Origin of the sequence: Halostella sp. PRR32 (assembly GCF_034808085.1) — an archaeon.
Lineage (GTDB): Archaea > Halobacteriota > Halobacteria > Halobacteriales > Natronoarchaeaceae > Halostella > Halostella pelagica.
Genome location: NZ_JAXHGL010000001.1, coordinates 887,608 through 906,953, shown reverse-complemented (window position 1 = coordinate 906,953; position 19,346 = coordinate 887,608). Strand labels below are relative to the sequence as shown.

The following is a 19,346-nucleotide window of genomic DNA, read 5'->3' as shown; positions in this document are numbered from 1 at the left end:
TACTTTTATATCGTATGGGTTTGGGCAGATTTGAACTGCCGGCCTCCTCCATGTCAAGGAGGTGTCATAACCAGACTAGACCACAAACCCGGTCTGGCGCTTGCTTCCACTTCTTTGTATCCGGCGACCCTAATTGAAGGTTTCGAATTGGGCCGCCGTATGTGGATCGCCAACGTTCCGGTCCTCCGGACGCGCCGACAGCCTTAATATGATGTACTCATTTGTACATTCTAACACGGACTAGTCCATTGGTTCCCTAACATGCAGGAACATATCGAACGAGTCACCGACGGAACCGACCTGACGAAAGCGGAGGCGCGGGAGGCGGCGACCGCCGTCTTCGAGGGAGCGACGGAGGCACAGATCGGCGCGTTGCTGGCGGGACTCCGCTCGAAGGGCGAGACGGAGGCCGAGATCGCCGGGTTCGCGGAAGGGATGCGCGACGCCGCGCGGACGATAGACCCCGACCGGACGCCGCTGGTCGACACCTGCGGAACGGGCGGCGACGACTACAACACGATCAACGTCTCGACGACCAGCGCGATCGTCGCCAGCGGCGCGGGCGTGCCGGTCGCCAAGCACGGCAACTACTCCGTTTCCTCGTCCTCGGGGAGCGCGGACGTTCTGGAGACGGTCGGCGTCCACATCGAAGCCGAACCTCCGGCGGTCGAGGACGCCATCGAGACCGACGGCATCGGGTTCATGCTCGCGCCGGTGTTCCACCCGGCGATGAAAGCCGTCATCGGGCCGCGGAAGGAACTCGGCATGCGGACGGTGTTCAACGTACTCGGCCCCCTCACCAACCCGGCCGGCGCCGACGCGCAGGTCGTGGGCGTGTACGACCCCGACCTCGTCCCCGTACTTGCCCGAGCGCTCGCGCAGATGGACGTAGAGCGCGCGATGGTCGTCCACGGCTCCGGGATGGACGAGATCGCCGTCCACGACGAAACGACCGTCGCCGAGGTTCGCGGCGACGAGACGACCGAGTACACCTTGACGCCCGCCGACCTCGGCGTCGACGCCCACCCGATAGAGGCCGTTTCCGGCGGCACTCCAGAGGAGAACGCCGCCGACATGCGCGGCATCGTCGAGGGCGAGGTGACGGGCGCGAAACAGGATATCATACTGGCGAACGCCGGCGCGGCGATCTACGTCTCGGGCGAGGCCGAGAGCCTGGAGGCGGGCGTCGACGCCGCGCGAGCGGCTATCGACTCCGGCGCAGCCGCCGAGAAACTCGCTGACCTCTGTGCCGGCGTAGCGAAATGACGCGGGCGAAGATCTGCGGGATCACCCGCGAGACGGATCTCCGGGCGGCCGTCGACGCCGGCGCGGACGCCATCGGGGTGATCTGCGACGTTCCCGTCGATACGCCGCGCGAGGTTTCGCCCGACCGCGCCGCGGAACTCGTCGCTGCCGTTCCGCCGTTCGTGACGAGCGTGCTGGTGACGATGGTCGAGGACCGGGAGTCGGCGGCCGAACTGGTCGGCCGCGTGGGCCCGGACGCCGTTCAGGAACACGGCGACCTCTCGGCCGAGGCCGTCGCGGCGCTCGGCGACGCCGTCGACGCCGACGTGATCAAATCGGTCGACGCCGCGGAACCGGAGCGCGCCGCCGAGTACGACGGCGTCGCTGACGCCCTGCTCGTCGACTCCGTCAGCGAGGACGGCGGCGGCGGAACCGGCGAGACGCACGACTGGGAGCGAACCCGTGACGCGACGGCCGACCTCGAGACGCCGCTGGTTCTCGCCGGCGGTCTCACGCCCGAAAACGTGGCGACGGCGGTCCGGACCGTCGACCCGTACGCCGTCGATGTCGCGAGCGGCGTCGAGCGAGCGAACGCACCGGGGCGCAAGGACCACGACGCAGTGAGCGGGTTCGTCGACTCCGCGACCGGGAGATCCGAACCGGCGAAACGGGGGTCCGAAGCGTGAACGTCGACCGCGAGGCGTTCGTCGACATGGCGGACGCGGACGGTCCGGTCGTCGTTCGCGCGGCCGCCGAACTCGACGTCGACACGTCGCCGCTTTCGGCCTACGCCGCGTTGACCGGACGGTCGGCCGACACCGAGGCAGCGGAGTACTCGTTTCTGCTAGAGAGCGCCGGGAAGACCGCGTCTAGCGACCCGGACGGGGCGTTCCGCCCCACGTCGTCGACCGCCGACCGTCACGCCCGCTACTCGTTCGTGGGGTACGACCCCGTCGCCGCCGTCACGGTCGGTTCGGAGGAGACGACGGTCGACGTGCTGACCGACGACCGGTACGCCGACCTGATCGACCCGAACGGCGGCGATACGGTCGACTGCCTCCGGTCAGCGCTGCCGGACGCCGACCCGGTCGGCTTCCCGGACCACGACCGTCAGCATCTCGAAGGCGGACTCGTCGGGTTCCTTTCGTACGACGCGGTGTACGACCTCTGGCTGGACGAAGTCGGCCTGGAGCGGCCGCCGTCTCGGTTTCCCGACGCGCAGTTCGTGCTGAACACGAAGACGCTCGTCTTCGACGACGTAGCGGGGACGTTAGAACTCGTCTGTACGCCCGTCCTCCGCCCGGGCGACGACGCCGGAGCGACCTACGACGACCTGTGTGCGGAGGTCGAGCGCGTCGAGTCGCTGCTCGCCGACGCTGCGGACCCGGACCCCGGCGGTTTCCGAAAGGCGGCCGAGACCGCCGGTCCGCAGGCCGACTACGAGGAGAGCGTCCGGAAAGCCAAAGAACACGTTCTCGACGGCGACATCTATCAGGGCGTCATCTCCCGCAAGCGCGAGCTGTACGGCGACATCGACCCGCTCGGCCTGTACGACGCGCTGCGGGACGTGAACCCCTCGCCGTACATGTACCTGCTCGGTTACGACGACGTGCACGTCGTCGGCGCGAGCCCCGAGACGCTCGTCTCGGTCCGCGGACGCGAAGTGATGGCGAACCCGATCGCCGGCACGTGCGACCGCGGCGCGAGTCCCGTCGAGGACCGCCGCCTCGCCGGGGAGATGCTTGCAGACGGAAAAGAACGGGCCGAACACACGATGCTCGTCGACCTGGCGAGAAACGACGTGCGGCGGGTGAGCGAGTCCGGAAGCGTCCGCGTCGACGAGTTCATGAACGTGCTGAAGTACAGCCACGTCCAGCACATCGAAAGCACTGTGACGGGGACGCTCGCCGCGGACGAGTCGGACGGTGCCGCCCCGCGTTCGGCGGGTCGGGAGACTGAGCCACCCGACGCCTTCGACGCGACGCGGGCCTCCTTCCCCGCCGGCACGCTCTCGGGCGCGCCGAAGATACGCGCCATGGAGATCATCGACGACCTCGAACTCGAACCGCGCGGCCTCTACGGCGGGGGCGTGGGGTACTACTCGTGGACCGGCGACGCCGACTTCGCCATCGTCATCCGCACCGCGACGGTCGAAAGCGACGCGACTCCGCCCGACAGGGCCGACGCCGAACCCCTATCCGGCGACGGCACCGCGGACCGAGTTACCGTACAGGCCGGCGCGGGTATCGTCGCCGACAGCGACCCCGCCGCGGAGTACGAGGAAACTGAGAAGAAGATGGGCGGCGTGCTGGTCGCCCTGGAGGAGATCGAAACGGCGGACGACGCCGCCGGTGCCGACGCGGGGACAACCCCGGAGGGCGACGCGTGACCCGGCCGACCGTCCTCTTCGTCGACAACTTCGACTCGTTCACGTACAACCTCGTGGAGTACGTCGAGGAGTCGTTGCTCGCCTCTTCGGGCCGTTCGGAACGCGGTTCTGAAGCCGTGAGCGAACGCGTCGACACCGAAATCCTGCGAAACACAGCGACGCTCGACGAGGTCCGCGCGGTCGACCCGGACGCCATCGTTATCAGCCCGGGGCCAGGCCACCCGGCGAACGAACGGGACATCGGCGTCACGAACGACGTCTTGCGGGAGGTGAGCCCCGAGGTTCCGACTCTCGGCGTCTGTCTCGGCCTCGAAGCGGCCGTCTACGCGTACGGCGGCGAGGTCGGGCGCGCGCCCGAACCGATCCACGGCAAAGCGTTCCCGGTCGAACACGACGGAGTGGGCGTCTTCGCGGGCCTCGATCAGGGCTTTCGCGGCGGCCGCTACCACTCGCTCGTCGCGACGGCGGTTCCCGACTGCTTCGACGTGACGGCGACGACCGCCCACGAGGGAACCGACTTGGTGATGGGCGTTCGCCACGAGGAGTACCCCATCGAAGGAGTTCAGTTCCATCCGGAGAGCGTCCTCACGGCTGTCGGTCACGACGTCATCGAAAACTTCCTGCGGGAGTACCGACTCGACTGACCGATCAGACGACGAGACTCGCGGCGTACAGAACGCCGACGCCGATACCCGCGACCACCAGTAGCTTCCAGGCGACGCTCAGTACGACCCGGCCGACGGTGATGATGACGAGCAGCGCCACGATAGCGGCGAACAGTTTGCCGAGCGGCGAGTTCAGGACGCCGGGGACCTGCAACAGCGCGAGGGGGAGCGTTGACAGCATACCTCCACCACCTCACTCCCGTACCATAAGTTTGCTGTCGGATCGGGGTAGCGTTACCACGACTGCGCCCCTACCCTCGATCGATGGAACGCTACCGCGTGTCCCGACCCCGCCGGCGACGACGGGCGTTCTCGGGGGGAGATGCTACCACTCACACCGGCAGCATCTACCGTTTCGGAGCGGCGGCAGGCGAATATCGACTCTCTACTTTCACCCCGGTATTTGCACAGGATTATTATACGTCCGGAGAGAGTATTCGTCGTAGCGAACGGCCACCGTCTGGGGACGATCGGCCGGCAAAAACGACCGCAATTCACCGTACAGCGACAGCCCAATCCAAATCAGGTTGCAGCGATCAAAGCAAACTGTTAATTAGCAGGCTTCAGTAAGAAATCCTCGTTACGAATGAACGGACATACGACCCAGTTTGACGACCGAATCGCACGACGACCAGCGGAGGTACGTGACACATGAGTGGTGCGGACCTCTCGGCCGACGAAGTGACGCTCCCGATCAAACGGACCGAGGGCGACACTCTCGAAGAACGCCTGACGGGCAACGCCTACCACAACATCCTCCCCGCCCGCTACCTCCGGAAAGACGCCGACGGCGAACTCATCGAGCAACAGGAGGACCTGTTCGAACGCGTCGGCGAAAACATCGCGCTCGCCGAGGCCGTCTACGAGGCGGAGAAACAGGGCGGGACTATCACCGTCACCCCCGACCAGTTAAAGCCCGACCACCCCCGGCGAGACGAACTCGCCGAGGAAGTGTTCGGTGCGGGTACCACCGCGACTGACGACGCGGAGACGACGCTCTCTGTCTACAACGTCAACAAGTTCTCCTACGAGACTATCGTCCCGGAACTCCCCGACGACGTTCGCGACCACGTCGAGGAAGTCGCCGACGAGTTCCAGGGAATGATGGAGAACCTCGACTTCATGCCGAACTCGCCGACGCTGATGAACGCCGGCGACGAACTCCAGCAGCTATCGGCCTGTTTCGTCGACAGCCCCGAAGACGACATCGACGACATCCACCAGACCGCCAAGGAGGCCGCGCAGGTGTTCCAGAGCGGCGGCGGCATGGGCTACGCGTTCTGGCGTCTGCGCCCCTACGGCGACGCCGTGGGATCGACCGGCGGCATCGCGTCCGGGCCGATCACGTTCATGCGCACCTACGACCAGATGTGCGAAACCATCGCCCAGGGCGGGGCCCGCCGCGGCGCGCAGATGGGCGTGATGCGCATCTCGCATCCGGACGTCATTCAGTTCATTCACGCCAAGAACAAGGACGTCTCGCTGGCGCACTCGCTCCGACTGAACGACCCCGACGACTACACCCACAACTCGTTCAAGGACGCGCTGGCGGAAGCCCGGGAACTCATCACCGACGACGGCAAAGTCCCCAAACACCTCCGCAACGCCGCCGAGGGACATCTCTCTAATTTCAACATCTCCGTCGGCGTCACCGACGACTTCATGGAGGCACTGGAAGCCGGCGAGGAGTTCACGTTCACCAACCCGCGCACGGGCGAACCACACATCGCAACCGAGGAGACGAAAGAGCTGTACGAGATGTTCGACCTCGGCGACTACGTCGATGTCGGCGAGGAACTGTCGATGCCCGCGGAGGTCGTCTGGGAGGACATCGTCGAGGGCGCGCACGAGAACGGCGAACCCGGCGTCATCTATCTGGAGCGGGTGAACAAGGAGCATTCCTTCGACGTGGAGGAACACCCCGACCACCGCATCCTCGCGACGAACCCCTGCGGCGAGCAGCCGCTCGAAGAGTACGAGGCCTGTAACCTCGGCCACATCAACCTCTCGACGCTCGCGGACGACCACGCGCCGGACTGGCGCGTCTGGTACGACGACCACGCCGACGAGTACGACTCGCTTTCGGCGGCCGTCGACGACTTCCTCGAAGACGCCATCGACGTCGAGGAACTCGACCGCCGCATCGAGATGGGGACGCGGTTCCTCGAAAACGTCGTCACCATGTCGGACTTCCCGGTCGACGACATCGAGCAGAAAGTCCGCGAGATGCGGAAGATCGGCCTCGGCGTCATGGGCCTCGCACAGCTGTACATCCAGCTCGGCATCAAGTACGGCAGCGACGAGGGCAACGAGGTCGCCCGGCAGGTCATGCGCCACATCAACCACGGCTCGAAGTGGGCCTCCCACGAACTCGCTGAGGAGCGCGGCACGTTCGACGAGTGGGACAAATCGAAGTACGCGAACCCCACCGAGTACGCCGAGTGGTTCGAGAAGCAGACCGGCCTCGACGCCGACGAGTGGGCGGACGGCTTCGCCATCCGCAACCACAACACGACGACCATCGCGCCGACCGGCACCACGTCGATGGTCGGCAACACGACGGGCGGCTGCGAGCCCATCTACAACGTCGCCTACTACAAGAACGTCTCCGACGACGTTCAGGGCGACGAGATGCTCGTCGAGTTCGACGACTACTTCCTCCGCGTGCTGGAGGACAACGACCTCGACGTCGACGCGGTGAAAAAGGAAGCCCAGGAGCAGATGGCCGAAAACGAGTTCGACGGCGTCGAAGGGCTGGAGACGGTTCCGGACCCCATCGGCGAGCTGTTCGTCGTCACCTCGGACCTCGCCGGCAAGGACCACGCAGCGGTCCAGTGCGCCTGCCAGGAGGGCGTCGACTCCGCCATCTCGAAGACCTGTAACTTCCCGAACGACGCCTCGAAGGCGGACATGGACGAGGTGTACCGCTACATCTACCAGAACGGCGGCAAGGGAGTCACCGTCTACCGCGACGGCACCCGCTCGAAGCAGGTGCTGACGACCCGCGCCGAGAACAAGGAGTTCGCCGACGAGAGCGAGGCCGCGGAGGCCCTCGTCGAGCAGATCAACGAGGTCTTCGGCGGCGTCGACGCGTTCCTCGACAACGAGGACGTCCGCGCCGCGCTGGACGAGGAGGTCGACGAGATCCTCTCGGGAGCCGACGGGACCGGCGACGCCTACGCCAAGGAGCGCCCGCGCCCCGACGTGCTCCACGGCGTCACCCAGCGCATCGACACCGGCTACGGGAAACTGTACGTCAACATCAACGAGGACGAGAACGGCGAACCGTTCGAACTGTTCGCTAACATCGGCAACTCCGGCGGTTTCACCGCCTCATTCACCGAGGCGCTGGCGAAGATCATCAGCTTCGCCCTGCGCTCGGGCGTCGACCCGTACGAGATCGCCGACGACCTCCAGGGGATCCGGTCGCCGAAGGTGGCGTGGGACAAGGGCGAGCAGATCCAGTCCATCCCGGACGCCATCGGCACCGGCCTGCGTCGCTACCTCGACGGCGAGATCGAGAAGGCCTACCCGCAGCAGAAGAACCTCACCGAGATAGACGAGGGCGAGAGCCCCGCCGAGCCGGAACCGGACGGCGGACTGGAGTCGATGGACTCCGGAACGCAGGTCGGGTCCGGCGAGACGAGAGAGCAGTCAAGCGGTCCGCACGCCGACGCCGGCGACACCGACCAGCAGGATATCATCGACGCCGGCGAGAGCCCGGAGTGTCCGGACTGCGGTTCGATGAGTCTCTACTACTCCGAAGGCTGCAAGACGTGCGAGTCCTGCGGCTGGAGCGAGTGCTGAGATAGCGCGGCTTACCTGCGGTTCTTTTCCGTTTCTCTCTGTCCCTCGCCCGAAGCGTTTAGCACCGTCCGCCCCGAACCTGTACGCGATGGACGACGACGCCAGCGGCGACGGCGGGCGACCCTGCCCGATGTGCGAGACGCCGATGTACCGCCGGCACTGCAAGTACGTCTGTCCGCAACACGGCGTCGTGATGGACTGTAGCGACAATTTCTGGGTGTAGATCACTCTCCGGCGCTATCGCGCGGCGGGAACACGAGCGAGTAACGTTGGAGGGCCCGGATCTCCACGCACCCGTATGAGCAACGACTGCACGTACTGTGGGAGCGACGTGTACGATCACGACCCCGTCTTCGTCGAAGAGGGCACGGGTGACGACCGCGAACCGGCGGGGCAGTTCTGCAATTACGCCTGTCTGTCAGCCCACATCGACGACGAGGGGTTAGTAACGGGTGCCCGCTGTCAGGTCGACCTCTGATCGTGTCGGAGCACAGGTCGTGCGGACGCGACTCACACCGCTATATCAGACTCGCCGAAATACTGGTACGCCGGCCCGGCGAGCAGTAGCCCCGCGGCCGCGACCGCGGCGACGACGACCGGGAATCCCACCTCGCCGAGGCCCTGCGTCGCGACGCGTTCGGCCGAACTCCCGACGGCGACGGCGGCGACGGTCCACGGGAGTTCGCCGAGAACGGTCCCCACCGCGAACGCGGGAAGCGAGACGCCGCTTGCCGCAGCGGCGCAGGTGACCGCGTCGGCCGGAACGGGGAGTAGTCGAGCGACGGTGACGCCGCGTACGTGCCCTGCCGAATCGAAAAACCGGTCGCCGGCGTCGCCGAGGCGTCCCCAGAACCCGGCGTCACCGGCGAACCGGCGCACGCCCAGAAACGGTGGCATCGATGTGAGGACGGCGCCGGCGAGGGCGACGGGGACGCCGAGAGCGATTCCGTATCCGTACCCGACGACGATCGCGACGGCCGTCGTCGGCCACGCGACGAACGGGCGCGCGAGATAGAGACAGACGAGGACGACGGCGAACAGAAACGGGTCCGCCGCCGCCCGCGACGCCGCCCGCAGGGTCGCTTCGGGCGACGAGAAGAGTCCGGCGGCGACGACCGCGCCGAGGAGGACGAATCCGGCGACGGTACGTCGGTCGAGCGAACGCATCGGCCTGAGTTCGTCGTCGTCCCTTGAACGCCTTGTGGTCGCCGCGCAAGTTTTAATCCGGTCGGCGAGCGACTCTCGGGGAGATGGACGACGCGGTCGAACTCGGCGTCGAACTCCTGCGGAACCTGGAACACGAGGAGCTATCGGTAGCCGAGGCCGTCGACCGGATCGAGACGATAACGACCAACCCCACGCTCACGCGGACCATCCTCGACGAAGCGGAGAAACGCGGCGTCATCGAGCGAGAGGACGGTATCATCCGCCCGTCCGGTGGCGTTTTCGTTCGGTACGAGCGGCAGGTCGTTCAGAAGGAGGGGGAGTTTACGTGTGAGCGCTGCGGCGCTGGGCTGTCGACGGGTCACTTCATCGAGTTCGAGTCCGGCGAAGTCGGCCCCTTCGGAAGTTCCTGCATCCGGAAGGTGACCGGACGGGAGTAGCTTCGGCGTGACGGCTACGGCCGCCGGATCACCGACCGCGGCGAAGTTCGTCGATCAGTTGCTCTATCGTCTCCTGCTGGCGCTTCAGCAGTTCGTTCTGCTGTTCGACTACGTCCCGAAGGTCGGCGATCTCCTCGGCTACGTCGTTGTCGTCCGCTTCGGTGTCGGCGGTCGCCGGTTCGAAGCCGGCTTCGTCGAATCCCTCGTCGCTCCCCGCGTCGTTTTCGCCGTCGCTCTGGGACTCTACCGTCCCGACGCGCGTCTCGTTGCCGTCGGCGTCGGCGGGTTCCGACGCGGACTCGGCGCTTCCGTCGCGTCCCTCAATCGGTTCCGGGTCGGCGTTGAGCGGGTCGACGCCCTCGCCGAAGCCCATGCCGCCGGTCTCGGCGGGCTCGTCGTCGTCCTCGACAGAGGCGAGGGCTTCGGCGAGTTCTGACTCGTTGGAGACGTCGTAGTACGTACACAGCGCCTGCGTCAGGCGCTGTCTGACCTCGCCGATCTCGTTGTTCGGCGTCTTGATGCGCTGGGGGCGACCGTTCACTTCCAGTACGATCTGGGTGGCGACGCTGCCCTCCTCGAAATCCAGCCCGGTAACGTCGTCGAAGTGGTACTCCTCGTACTCGTCGTCCCACACGACCTCACCGACGTGTTTGACGAGACGCTCGCTCGTGATCACGAGCGTGAGTTCGCTGAACCGGAACGTCTGATTCACCGACTCGCCGGGGTCGGTGACGCCGCTTGCGTTCAACATCCCCGCAAGCACCGGATGGAGCGCCTTGTCGGCTTCCGACGACGACAGCGAGAACTCGCGTACGCCGTCGATCGGATACTCCAGTTGGACCTTCGTCTTGCGTCGGCCCTCCGACAGCGTCAGTCGCTCGGCGTCGTGGGGGTATTCGTTGACCGTTTCGTCGCTCAGGAGCCCGTCCGCTCGATAGATCAGCGTCCGCGTCGGCGTGACGAACAGTTCGTCCTCGCCGCCGATCGATACCCGGGCGGCGACGTTTTCGTCGCCGAGGGAAGACTCCACGATTCCGGGAACGTCCATGCAAACAGTGTTCGCTGGATGTGTCTTAAAACCGAGGGCCGTCGGCCGCGTTCCGTTGCCGGATATGAGAAGTTTAAAGACTACCAGTCAACTATCGGAGAGTGAGCCCGGGTGGCTTAGCTGGACATAGCGCCGCACTCATAGGGTTCAGAGATTCGGTGCGGTATCTCGCCTAGGAAGCCTCCGTGTCCCTGAGGCCCGCCGAGCCTCGAACCTGGGACATGCGGAGATCGAGGGTTCGGAGCCCTCCCCGGGCATGGTTCTACTATCGTCGCGAACCTCGTGTGAGCGACGCGTATTGCCTCGTCGCCGGACCCGGTGACGTACCCGTCGGATCTGCGCGAGCGAAGCGAGCGCAGATGAGAGGAGCCTGCCCTTCCCCCCGTTCGGAGTCCCCTCCGCCGGCGTGCAACGTAGCCGCATCGTAACCGATGACCGTCTGACGGCTACTGCGAACTATCTGCTCGGAAAACTGCGACAGAAGCGGTTATATCCCGTATAAACTCCCGATTATTCCGTTCACACGGAACCAGAAATTATAAGATATATTATACAGCGTATAACGAAGGGGCGATATTTCGACACTTCTATCGGATTCCACCATGGAAAAGAAACCGTCAGAGAGTACACACACCGACGAACAAAGCCGTTTTGCTAACAGTCCGGTATCACGACGAGAGTTCGGTCGGCTCGTCGCGATAACCGGCGGCGCGATCGCACTGCCTGGCACGGCCGCGGGCCAGCTGTCGTCCCCGAAGACGACTGACCTCTACGAGTTCGTCGTCGATCACACGCCCGACGACTACGCCGTGTCGACGCTCGTTCGCCTCGACGACGAGAGCGGGTTCGCGGAACTCGAGTCGGCAGGGATCGAAATCCGAACGACGACTGATCCCGAGACGGCGGCCTACGCAGAGCTGACGCCCTCAGAGGTGAAGACGGTCCTCGATGTCGATGCCGTAGCCGCTCTGCAGTTCACTCACGGGGCAAACCCGTTCTGGCGGCTCGACGGGTATCCGGACGGCGTCGTCTTCCCCGACGCCATCGAGAGCGTCGACCACATCGGCTACGAGGAAGCCGTCGCCGGACTACAGCACCTCGGGGGCCATCACAGCGACCGGATGGACGTCTACTCTATCGGCGAGTCGCCGGGGTTCTACGACCAGTTCCTCGACGACGGAGATGGCGACGACGTTCTGGTCGCGGAGGTCACGAACGACGTCGGGGACGAGGATAGCTTCCGGGAGAAGACGAAGGCGATGTCCGTGCTGTCGATCCACGGGAACGAACGCGCGGGTGTCGAGGGGGGCCTGCGGTTCATCGAGGGGCTCCTGGCCGGCGAACAACCGGAGGTCGAAGCGGTACTGGACGACGTTGCCCTCGTCTTCCTGTTGCCGAACCCCGACGGCTGGCGGCTCGGCGAGCCACAGTTCACGCGGACGGCAGACGACTCCATCGAGGACTACCTCGGAGAGAACACCCGGGGGAACGCGGGCGTCGGAGACACGAACCGCCAGTATCCCTCGCTCGGCTGGATCAGCCAGAGCAACTACCCCTCGGAGCCGGACGGTGCGAACCTCGTCGACGACGAGCCGGGGATCGACGACGACGTTCCGCCGGCCGTCAAAGAGCATATGCCGGACGGGCTGGCCATCGCGGAGCACGTCCGGAGTTACGACAACCTGGAGTACTGCGCCGACCTCCACAACATGGGTTGGCCCGAGACCTACTGTTACGGCTTCGTCATCAACGGCGAGTACGACCTCGAACACCTCCACGAGATCTACGAGCTGAACCGGCAGATCAAACCACAGTTCGACGACGAGGTCGGTGCGCTCCTCGACGAACGCCGGGACACGATCCTCGAGTTCCTGGGCGAAGACGAGGGGTCTGACGTCGCGACGGTGCCGTTCGAGTACGGTACCTTGCTGTCCACGCTTGGCTACTCGACCACCGGGAGCCTGATGGGGTGGATGTCACAGTCCAGTGAGATGGGCGGACTCGACGTGAAGACCGTCGCGTACGAACTCCCGGCGGTCAACCCCGCGGTTCCGGAACTGGTCGACATTAACGTGGCCGCTTACACGGTCGTTTTGCGGGAACTCGCGGTCCACGCGGCCCGGGACGTCGAGGCCGAGGTCGAGACCGGTGGGACGAGGACGGCGTACGTGACGTCTGACGCGCTGACGCGGACGTCCGGGTCGCTCTCTTTCGCGGGCACCGAGTCCGTCAGCACCAGAGATGAGATCACGGTGACCCGCGGTACGGAGACGACGACAGTCGATATCGCTCCGGGGACGAACAGCGTCTCGTTCACTCTCGACCCGGAAACCGACCACCTGAAGGCGTCGTTGCGCGACCCCGACGGCGCGACCGTCGCTCGGTTCAACCAGCTACGGGACCAGAGCGAGCGGGGCGAGTGGTTCGTCAGCGACCCGACTCCCGGCGAGTGGACGATCGAGCTTCAGAACCTGAAAGGAACCGCTCACAACACCGTTCTGGTCTCCGTCGATACGGTCCTGTCGGAGGGATCGGGCGTCGAAGCACCGGACCCGCGGGAGGTCCTCGGGTACGAACAGCGGTCGTACGAATCCACGCCGTTCGACTTCTTCGAGGACTACGCCGATATCGCCGACGGGTCCGGCGGCGGATCCGGTCGCTCGAACGGCCGCGGTCGCGGCAACGGCGGCGGGAACGCGACGGTCGCTCCCGTCAGCGTCGATGACGTGGCTGATGGTGCTCTCTTCCGTGGCAACAGCCACAGGAGAGCGTACGACAACGTCGTCGTCGTCCACGCGCACGGCGGAGACGACGACGCCTATGTGGACGCGCTCGATCGGTTCGTCGACGCCGGCGGAGACGTGGTGCTGACCGACACCGGCGTCGAGTTGCTCGCAGCGATGGACAACGACCTTGTCTCCGGGTTCTCGTCGGACGCGATCACCGAACAGGAGGTGTACGTCGCGCAACTCACCGACAAAAACCTCGGACACCCGCTGCTAGAGGGGACCCGAGACATTCAGCGGGAGCTCTGGAAGCCCTCGCCGATCGGCTATCCGGCGGACTTCACCGGCGCGTCCCCGATGACGGTGCTCGACGAAGGCGCGCTCGAAGACGCCGGCGGGACCGCCGCCGGCTATTGCCACCAGAACGTGTTCGCGCCCGTCCCGGACGACCCGCCGGTCGCAGCCGGATCGATCACTGACGGCCGGAAGAGCGGAGACATCCACTTCATCAGCGGGATGCTCCCGCCGGCGAACCAGACCGAACTCCACCCCTTCGGCATGGAGAGCTACACGGCCTCGTTCTTCGCTCAGTCCATGCTAACGAACGCGCTCGGCTACGACCAGCACCGCTACGTCGACGGGGACGAAGTCGGGTCGTTCTGAAACGGGTTTTCCGTTTCTGCGATTTCGCCGACCGGCCGAGGTCGACAGAGAGGCTTCATACTGTCGGCTGTAATCCCTTGAAGAACCTCGGGCTCCGGGAGCTGAGTATCGTTTCGAAGTTACAGCCGACAGTATCAGCCGATCCGAGAATCTCCGCACGCTCGCAGTGCGTCGGCGGCGAGTAACTACCCTGTCAAACTACGGCGCGGAGATGGCGGACCTCACGTATCGAGCTGTACCGACGGTGTCGACTCACTGCCTGAAACCGCGAACGTTTCTCCGGCGTGACCGTCACCCGCTGACGTACACGCGGTCGTCCGGCCAGATGTCCACCCACCAGCTAGCGTTACAGTCTTTACAGGTGTAGTGCTCGCGCTTGACGACGGTCTGCCCGTTTTCGAACGTTTCGCGTTCCTCGCCGCGCCGAACCGTGTTCTGGCTGTTGCACTCCGGGCATTCGCGGTCAGCCTCGGAATCGCGCGTTGGACGTCCCAGCTCCATACGGCCCACTACCACGCTGAACAAGTTATACTGTCGGGCGTCCGTACGCGTCTCTGTATCTGTCGTCCCAGTCCGACGAGAACGAGAGGCGACTCAGTTCCGAGCGCGGATGGCACACCGGCGACTCGCGGTCGGTCGTGTCAGCGTTCGAGAGTCTCGGTGATGTCGAGATACGGCGCTATCTGGTCGATGCCGTTCCGGCCGACGACTCGGTTCGTCTCCGCGTCGTAGTCGACGAAGCCCGTCTCGTCCAGTTTCGGGAGGTGGACGTGATGGAGCGAGATTCGCAGGTTTCGCCGCTCCTCGACCTCTTCGGTTCCGGCATCCGCCAAGAGGGCGTCAGCCATCTCCGTGACTGTCGCCGGAGGATCGCACTCTAGCAGGTAGCGTAACAGGTTTCGCCGCCGCTGGTCCGCGAGAACCTCGAATACATTGTCGAGCGGCAGGTCGGTTGCTGAGTTAGTGAAACGTTTCTGTGAGACCTGCTGATTACTCTCTGCCATACTCATCTCTTCAAGCGACAGGGGAAAAAGTCCGAAGCCAAATCACTTTGGGAGGTTAGTAGCCGGAGACGCGGGCACTGTCCGACGTACAGCGAGTTCAAGCGGCGATTACCCCGTTTCAGTAACCGGTTTCGGCTGGGCTACGGCCGTCGTCGGTGCTCGCTGAGGCGGAACCAGTGACACCAAAAGCCCAAGAGGAGGAGGTCCGTATCCTCGCGTATGAGCGGTGACGACGAGAGCGCGTGGGGATACGTCGAGGGGGTGTCGGACGAGCGGATCCTCGGCGTCTTTCGGGACGCGGACCCGCTATCGACGGGTGAGATCGCGTCTGCCGCCAAGGTTTCCGACCAGACGGCGGCGGCCAAACTGACCGAACTCGCCGGGAAGCGGCAGGTCCGGCGGAAGACGGTCGACGAGGACCGATCCGTTTGGTTTCGACCGGTTTCCGCGTTCGGGCCGAGCGACGAGAGAACAGAGCGTTCGCTGTCGTCGGCGATCGACGACCTGGAGGTTCCTGGGACGAGTAGGATGATGCGAGACTGGCGGCGAGACGCCGTCCGCGCCGCCTTCGACTATCTGGCGGCGAACGGCCCCGTCGAGGAACCGTCGTTCAGGGAGGACGTGTATCCGGCGCAGTCGGCGGGCTACGACGACCCGGAACCGTGGTGGGCGATGGTTCGGCCGCGCCTGAAAACGCTCCCGGGCGTCGACGCACCGACCTGGCGGTCGGAGACGACGTGGCGGTTCGAGGACGACGTCGTTGCGATAGACGACCAGTAGAGACAGCCCGCTCAGTAGATCAGTTCGTCGTCGTTTTCGACCATGTACAGCGTCCGCGCACTGATGTTGACGGCGTGGTCGCCGACACGCTCCAGGTCGCGGATAGTGAGCAGGAGACGGGAAACGTCCTGCAGAAGGTCCTCTACGTCTTCTTCGTCGGTCGTTTCGAGTTCGCGTTCGATCAGGTCACGGACGACTATCTCGCTCGCCCGTTCGCAGAGTTGGTCGAGGTCGTCGTCCGCCGCCGCGATGTCGCGGCACAGACCGGTGTCCTCGCGGTCGTACGCGTCCATCGCCTCCTCGACCATGTCGAGGGTGACGGTCCCGATCTCCTGTACGTCTACCTCGGGGAACACGTCCTTGGTCGCACGGAAGGTGTACTCGCCGATGTTGGTGGCGAGGTCGCCGACCCGTTCGAGGTCGGTGATGATCTTGAACGTCGCCGCGATAAAGCGGAGGTCGCTCGCCACGGGCTGTTGGAGAGCGAGGAGGTCGATGCAGTCCTGTTCGAGGTCCAGGTACATCTGATTTATCTCGTCGTCGCCGTCGATGACCTCGTTGGCCATCTCCTTGTCCTTGCGCTCCAGCGCGTCGAGCGCCATCCTGAGACGTTCGAGGACGACCTCGCTCATGTACAGGACGTCTTCACGGAGTTCGTCCAGTTTGTCCTGGTAGTTCTGTCTCGCCATAGGTGATTATCCGAACTTACCGGTGATGTAATCTTCGACGCGCTGGTGTTCGGGGTTTTCGAAGACGACGCTGGTGTCGTCGAACTCGACGAGTTCGCCGCCGGTGAGGAAGACGGCGGTTTTGTCGGAGATGCGTGCGGCCTGTTGCATGTTGTGGGTGACGATGACGACGGTGTAGTCCTGGGCGAGTTCTTCGATGAGGTCTTCGATCTGGGAGGTGGCGACGGGGTCGAGCGCGCTGGCGGGTTCGTCCATCAGGAGGACGTCGGGGTCGGGCGCGATGGCGCGGGCGATACAGAGTCGCTGCTGTTGGCCCCCCGAGAGGTCGAGCGCCGATTCGTCGAGGCGGTCGTTGACCTCGTCCCACAGCGCCGCGCGGCGCAGCGCCGTCTCCACGCGCTCGTCGAGGTTCTCCGTGTCGTCTTGCACTCGGAGTCCGTACGCGACGTTGTCGTAGATGCTCTTGGGAAACGGGTTCGGTGCCTGAAACACCATCCCGATCCGCCGCCGGAGCGCGACCGGGTCCACGTCCGCGTCGTAGACGTTTTTCCCCTCGAACAGCAACTCGCCTTCGACGCGCGCCGAATCAACCAGGTCGTTCATCCGGTTGATACACCGCAGGAACGTCGACTTCCCACAGCCCGACGGCCCGATTATCGCCGTCACCTTCTCCGCGGGTATCTCGATGTCTATCTCCTGAAGCGCTCGCTCCTCGCCGTAGTAGACATCGAGATTGCGGGATTCGATGACGGAGCGAGTCGTGGTTGTCTCGGCTTCTGTGGTACCGTTCGAAGCGATGCCGGAACCCGGTTCCGGCGACGCGGTCGAACTGTCGTCGTCCGATTCCGATGTCGTCACGTTTTGCTGTGTCATTGTTAGCTCTGGGTCTGGTATCTGTTGCGGATGAGTATCGCGATGGAGTTGATCGAAAGCAGTACGACCAGCAGCGTCACCACGCCAGCGGCGAGAACCCCGTGCTGGAACGCCTTGTCAGGGTACTCCGCCCACGTGTATATCTGCATGGGCATCGCGCTGATCTTGGCCAGCGGTCCGTTCGGAACCCCGAACACCGTCGTCGGCGCGCCGATCATGATCAGCGGAGCCGTCTCGCCGATCGCTCTACCGAGCGCCAGGATAGTCCCTGTGAGGATCCCGGGGAGCGACTCGGGCAAGACGACGTTTTTGATCGTCTGCCATTTCGTCGCGCCCATCCCGTACGAGGCCTGTCGCATCGAGTCCGGCACGGACTGGATCGCCTCCTGGGCGGAGATGATGACGATGGGCAGGATGAGCAGCGAGATGGTAAAGCCGGCGACCAGCAGCGACCCGTAGCCCAGGCTGACTAACTGGACGAACAGCCCGAGCCCGAGCAGTCCGTACACGACGGACGGAACGCCGGCGAGGTTTGCGATGTTGAGCTGGATGAACTTCGTGAGGCGGCTGTCAGGCGCGTACTCCTCCAGGTAGACGGCTGCGCCGACACCGAGGGGGAACGTGATGAGAGCGATAAGCAGCATCAGGAAGATAGAGCCGACGAGCGCCGGGAAGATACCGGCCTTCTCCGGCATTGGATGGGGCGGGCTGGTGAGGAACTGCCAGTCCAGCCACCCGACCGCGTCGACCGCGACGTAGCTCAGCAACACCGCGAGTGCGACGATGCCGAGCAACGTCGCTCCGAGCGTCAGATACTCGAACGCGATGTCTTTCGCGCGACTGACCCGCTCGAACGACGTTGAATCTCGCGTATCAGTCGCCATCTATCTGTACTCCTCCCTGTAGCGCGAAGCGATCCATTCACTGACGAGGTTCATTGCGAAGGTGATTACGAAGAGCGTGAGCCCGACGGCGAAGAGGCTCTTGTACGCGATAGACTGTCCTGTCACGTCGCTCGCGCCGAGCTGTACCATCGCAGCGGTCATCGTCTGGATGGAGTTCAGAAACACGCCCGCGGGGTCGGTGAGGTCGACCAGACGCGGCGTGTTCCCCGCGGCGATGGTGACGGCCATCGTCTCGCCGATGGCGCGCGAGAGCGCGAGGATGAACGAGGAGGCGATACCCGACACGGACGCCGGGACGACGACGCTCGTCGAGACGGTGAACTTCGTCGCTCCCAGGCCGTAACTCGCGTTGCGGAGCGAGTCCGGCACCGCGCTCATCGAGTCCTCGCTGATCGACGACACCATCGGGATTATCATGATGCCGACGATGAGCGACGCGGAGAGCGCGTTGAACGTGTCGATAGTGGGGAATATCGTTGCGAGCGCCGGCGTGACGTACACCAGCGCGAAGTAGCCGTAGATAACCGTCGGGACGCCAGCGAGGACCTCCAGAGCCGGCTTCAGCACCGACCGCGCGCGGTCGCTCGCGTACTCGCTCAGGTAGATAGCGGTGAGCAGTCCGATCGGAAGCGCGACGGCGGCGGCCCCGATGGTGATGACGAGCGTCCCGGTGACGAGCGGTAGGACGCCGAAGTTGACGGGGTCGTTCGCCGGACTCCACGACGTTCCCGTCAGGAACTGTACCGGTGACACCTCGGCGAAGAACGCCACAGAGTCCGACAGCAGCGTCAGGACGATACCGATAGTCGTCAGCACCGAAAGTACCGCACAGACGAAAAACACCAGTCTGACCACGGCCTCTCGTCTCGTCCGCCCGTCGTCTCGGGACAGGTCGGGGGCGTTCGCGCTGCTCATTCGAACACCTCGGGTTCGGTCGAAGTCGGCTCG

General features: G+C 64.8%; 19 protein-coding genes and 2 tRNA genes. 11 read left to right on the top strand and 10 right to left on the bottom strand.

Going from position 1 to position 19,346, the window contains the following annotated elements:
• Positions 1-15: 15 nt before the first annotated feature.
• Positions 16-90, bottom strand: a tRNA-Val gene (locus tag SM753_RS04840).
• A gap of 171 nt (positions 91-261) precedes the next feature.
• Here SM753_RS04840 and trpD point away from each other — a divergent pair.
• Genes trpD through trpG form a run of 4 tightly spaced genes read left to right on the top strand, consistent with a single transcriptional unit; the run spans position 262 to position 4,278 of the window.
• Positions 262-1,266 (top strand): anthranilate phosphoribosyltransferase, encoded by a 1,005-nt coding sequence (trpD, locus tag SM753_RS04835; protein ID WP_323190740.1) that lies wholly within the window; start codon positions 262-264, stop codon positions 1,264-1,266.
• Positions 1,263-1,931 (top strand): phosphoribosylanthranilate isomerase, encoded by a 669-nt coding sequence (locus SM753_RS04830; RefSeq protein ID WP_323190739.1) that lies wholly within the window; start codon positions 1,263-1,265, stop codon positions 1,929-1,931. The genes trpD and SM753_RS04830 overlap by 4 nt, the downstream gene beginning before the upstream one ends.
• A gap of 26 nt (positions 1,932-1,957) precedes the next feature.
• The gene (gene trpE / locus SM753_RS04825) at positions 1,958-3,634 is read left to right on the top strand and encodes an anthranilate synthase component I (protein WP_138798668.1); all 1,677 of its coding nucleotides are present in this window, start codon (positions 1,958-1,960) and stop codon (positions 3,632-3,634) included.
• Positions 3,631-4,278, top strand: a complete 648-nt coding sequence (trpG, locus tag SM753_RS04820; RefSeq protein ID WP_323190738.1) for an anthranilate synthase component II — start codon at positions 3,631-3,633, stop codon at positions 4,276-4,278. The genes trpE and trpG overlap by 4 nt, the downstream gene beginning before the upstream one ends.
• A 4-nt stretch (positions 4,279-4,282) precedes the next feature.
• Here trpG and SM753_RS04815 read toward each other — a convergent pair whose 3' ends face one another.
• The gene (locus SM753_RS04815; RefSeq protein ID WP_138797990.1) at positions 4,283-4,480 is read right to left on the bottom strand and encodes a hypothetical protein; all 198 of its coding nucleotides are present in this window, start codon (positions 4,478-4,480) and stop codon (positions 4,283-4,285) included.
• A 470-nt stretch (positions 4,481-4,950) separates the two neighbouring features.
• On the opposite strand from SM753_RS04815, the gene SM753_RS04810 reads away from it, so the two are divergent.
• The 3 genes from SM753_RS04810 to SM753_RS04800 all read left to right on the top strand — a co-directional run bounded on the left by SM753_RS04810 (position 4,951) and on the right by SM753_RS04800 (position 8,584).
• Positions 4,951-8,106: an adenosylcobalamin-dependent ribonucleoside-diphosphate reductase gene (locus tag SM753_RS04810; protein ID WP_323190737.1), complete on the top strand. Its 3,156-nt coding sequence runs from the start codon at positions 4,951-4,953 to the stop codon at positions 8,104-8,106.
• A gap of 88 nt (positions 8,107-8,194) precedes the next feature.
• Positions 8,195-8,329, top strand: coding sequence for an HVO_2523 family zinc finger protein (locus SM753_RS04805; RefSeq protein ID WP_259371295.1), 135 nt, complete (start codon positions 8,195-8,197; stop codon positions 8,327-8,329).
• A 75-nt stretch (positions 8,330-8,404) separates the two neighbouring features.
• Positions 8,405-8,584, top strand: a complete 180-nt coding sequence (locus SM753_RS04800; RefSeq protein WP_135535734.1) for a hypothetical protein — start codon at positions 8,405-8,407, stop codon at positions 8,582-8,584.
• Positions 8,585-8,616: 32 nt separating this feature from the next.
• Here SM753_RS04800 and SM753_RS04795 read toward each other — a convergent pair whose 3' ends face one another.
• Complete coding sequence (locus SM753_RS04795) at positions 8,617-9,273, bottom strand: TVP38/TMEM64 family protein (protein WP_135535735.1); 657 nt, start codon at positions 9,271-9,273, stop codon at positions 8,617-8,619.
• 83 nt (positions 9,274-9,356) lie between these two features.
• Here SM753_RS04795 and SM753_RS04790 point away from each other — a divergent pair, with 83 nt between their 5' ends.
• Positions 9,357-9,710 (top strand): DUF5830 family protein, encoded by a 354-nt coding sequence (locus SM753_RS04790; protein ID WP_323190736.1) that lies wholly within the window; start codon positions 9,357-9,359, stop codon positions 9,708-9,710.
• A gap of 28 nt (positions 9,711-9,738) precedes the next feature.
• Here SM753_RS04790 and SM753_RS04785 read toward each other — a convergent pair whose 3' ends face one another.
• Positions 9,739-10,758 carry a hypothetical protein gene (locus SM753_RS04785; protein WP_323190735.1) on the bottom strand — a complete coding sequence of 340 codons (1,020 nt, stop codon included), beginning with the start codon at positions 10,756-10,758 and terminating at the stop codon, positions 9,739-9,741.
• A gap of 105 nt (positions 10,759-10,863) precedes the next feature.
• Between SM753_RS04785 and SM753_RS04780 the strand changes: the two genes are divergently transcribed.
• Together SM753_RS04780 and SM753_RS04775 are read left to right on the top strand one after the other, a co-directional pair.
• Positions 10,864-11,015, top strand: a tRNA-Met gene (locus SM753_RS04780).
• A gap of 345 nt (positions 11,016-11,360) precedes the next feature.
• Positions 11,361-14,147, top strand: coding sequence for a M14 family zinc carboxypeptidase (locus tag SM753_RS04775; RefSeq protein WP_323190734.1), 2,787 nt, complete (start codon positions 11,361-11,363; stop codon positions 14,145-14,147).
• Between the two features lie 291 nt (positions 14,148-14,438).
• Here the strand turns inward: SM753_RS04775 and SM753_RS04770 are convergent, their stop codons facing one another.
• Both SM753_RS04770 and SM753_RS04765 read right to left on the bottom strand, forming a co-directional pair.
• Entirely contained in the window at positions 14,439-14,648 is a 210-nt protein-coding gene (locus SM753_RS04770) for a hypothetical protein (protein ID WP_135535739.1), read from the bottom strand.
• A 140-nt stretch (positions 14,649-14,788) separates the two neighbouring features.
• Positions 14,789-15,151 carry a hypothetical protein gene (locus SM753_RS04765; protein ID WP_323190733.1) on the bottom strand — a complete coding sequence of 121 codons (363 nt, stop codon included), beginning with the start codon at positions 15,149-15,151 and terminating at the stop codon, positions 14,789-14,791.
• 219 nt (positions 15,152-15,370) lie between these two features.
• Between SM753_RS04765 and SM753_RS04760 the strand changes: the two genes are divergently transcribed.
• Entirely contained in the window at positions 15,371-15,931 is a 561-nt protein-coding gene (locus SM753_RS04760) for a hypothetical protein (protein ID WP_323190732.1), read from the top strand.
• Between the two features lie 11 nt (positions 15,932-15,942).
• Here SM753_RS04760 and phoU read toward each other — a convergent pair whose 3' ends face one another.
• The 4 genes from phoU to pstC are packed head-to-tail and all read right to left on the bottom strand — an operon-like array spanning position 15,943 to position 19,313.
• The gene (gene phoU, locus SM753_RS04755) at positions 15,943-16,620 is read right to left on the bottom strand and encodes a phosphate signaling complex protein PhoU (protein WP_323190731.1); all 678 of its coding nucleotides are present in this window, start codon (positions 16,618-16,620) and stop codon (positions 15,943-15,945) included.
• A 6-nt stretch (positions 16,621-16,626) separates the two neighbouring features.
• Positions 16,627-17,493 carry a phosphate ABC transporter ATP-binding protein PstB gene (gene pstB, locus SM753_RS04750; protein WP_323190730.1) on the bottom strand — a complete coding sequence of 289 codons (867 nt, stop codon included), beginning with the start codon at positions 17,491-17,493 and terminating at the stop codon, positions 16,627-16,629.
• Between the two features lie 2 nt (positions 17,494-17,495).
• On the bottom strand, positions 17,496-18,377 hold the full coding sequence (gene pstA / locus SM753_RS04745; protein WP_323190729.1) for a phosphate ABC transporter permease PstA: 882 nt from the start codon (positions 18,375-18,377) through the stop codon (positions 17,496-17,498).
• Complete coding sequence (gene pstC, locus SM753_RS04740) at positions 18,378-19,313, bottom strand: phosphate ABC transporter permease subunit PstC (protein WP_323190728.1); 936 nt, start codon at positions 19,311-19,313, stop codon at positions 18,378-18,380. It lies immediately after the preceding gene.
• Positions 19,314-19,346 lie beyond the last annotated feature (33 nt).

Bases quoted from the DNA above. Each gene is read 5' to 3' on its own strand.
- trpD (WP_323190740.1), top strand. From the start codon at position 262: ATGCAGGAACATATCGAACGAGTCACCGACGGAACCGACCTGACGAAA.
- SM753_RS04830 (WP_323190739.1), top strand. From the start codon at position 1,263: ATGACGCGGGCGAAGATCTGCGGGATCACCCGCGAGACGGATCTCCGG.
- trpE (WP_138798668.1), top strand. From the start codon at position 1,958: ATGGCGGACGCGGACGGTCCGGTCGTCGTTCGCGCGGCCGCCGAACTC.
- SM753_RS04815 (WP_138797990.1), bottom strand. From the start codon at position 4,480: ATGCTGTCAACGCTCCCCCTCGCGCTGTTGCAGGTCCCCGGCGTCCTG.
- SM753_RS04810 (WP_323190737.1), top strand. From the start codon at position 4,951: ATGAGTGGTGCGGACCTCTCGGCCGACGAAGTGACGCTCCCGATCAAA.
- SM753_RS04805 (WP_259371295.1), top strand. From the start codon at position 8,195: ATGGACGACGACGCCAGCGGCGACGGCGGGCGACCCTGCCCGATGTGC.
- SM753_RS04800 (WP_135535734.1), top strand. From the start codon at position 8,405: ATGAGCAACGACTGCACGTACTGTGGGAGCGACGTGTACGATCACGAC.
- SM753_RS04795 (WP_135535735.1), bottom strand. From the start codon at position 9,273: ATGCGTTCGCTCGACCGACGTACCGTCGCCGGATTCGTCCTCCTCGGC.
- SM753_RS04790 (WP_323190736.1), top strand. From the start codon at position 9,357: ATGGACGACGCGGTCGAACTCGGCGTCGAACTCCTGCGGAACCTGGAA.
- SM753_RS04785 (WP_323190735.1), bottom strand. From the start codon at position 10,758: ATGGACGTTCCCGGAATCGTGGAGTCTTCCCTCGGCGACGAAAACGTC.
- SM753_RS04775 (WP_323190734.1), top strand. From the start codon at position 11,361: ATGGAAAAGAAACCGTCAGAGAGTACACACACCGACGAACAAAGCCGT.
- SM753_RS04770 (WP_135535739.1), bottom strand. From the start codon at position 14,648: ATGGAGCTGGGACGTCCAACGCGCGATTCCGAGGCTGACCGCGAATGC.
- SM753_RS04765 (WP_323190733.1), bottom strand. From the start codon at position 15,151: ATGGCAGAGAGTAATCAGCAGGTCTCACAGAAACGTTTCACTAACTCA.
- SM753_RS04760 (WP_323190732.1), top strand. From the start codon at position 15,371: ATGAGCGGTGACGACGAGAGCGCGTGGGGATACGTCGAGGGGGTGTCG.
- phoU (WP_323190731.1), bottom strand. From the start codon at position 16,620: ATGGCGAGACAGAACTACCAGGACAAACTGGACGAACTCCGTGAAGAC.
- pstB (WP_323190730.1), bottom strand. From the start codon at position 17,493: ATGACACAGCAAAACGTGACGACATCGGAATCGGACGACGACAGTTCG.
- pstA (WP_323190729.1), bottom strand. From the start codon at position 18,377: ATGGCGACTGATACGCGAGATTCAACGTCGTTCGAGCGGGTCAGTCGC.
- pstC (WP_323190728.1), bottom strand. From the start codon at position 19,313: ATGAGCAGCGCGAACGCCCCCGACCTGTCCCGAGACGACGGGCGGACG.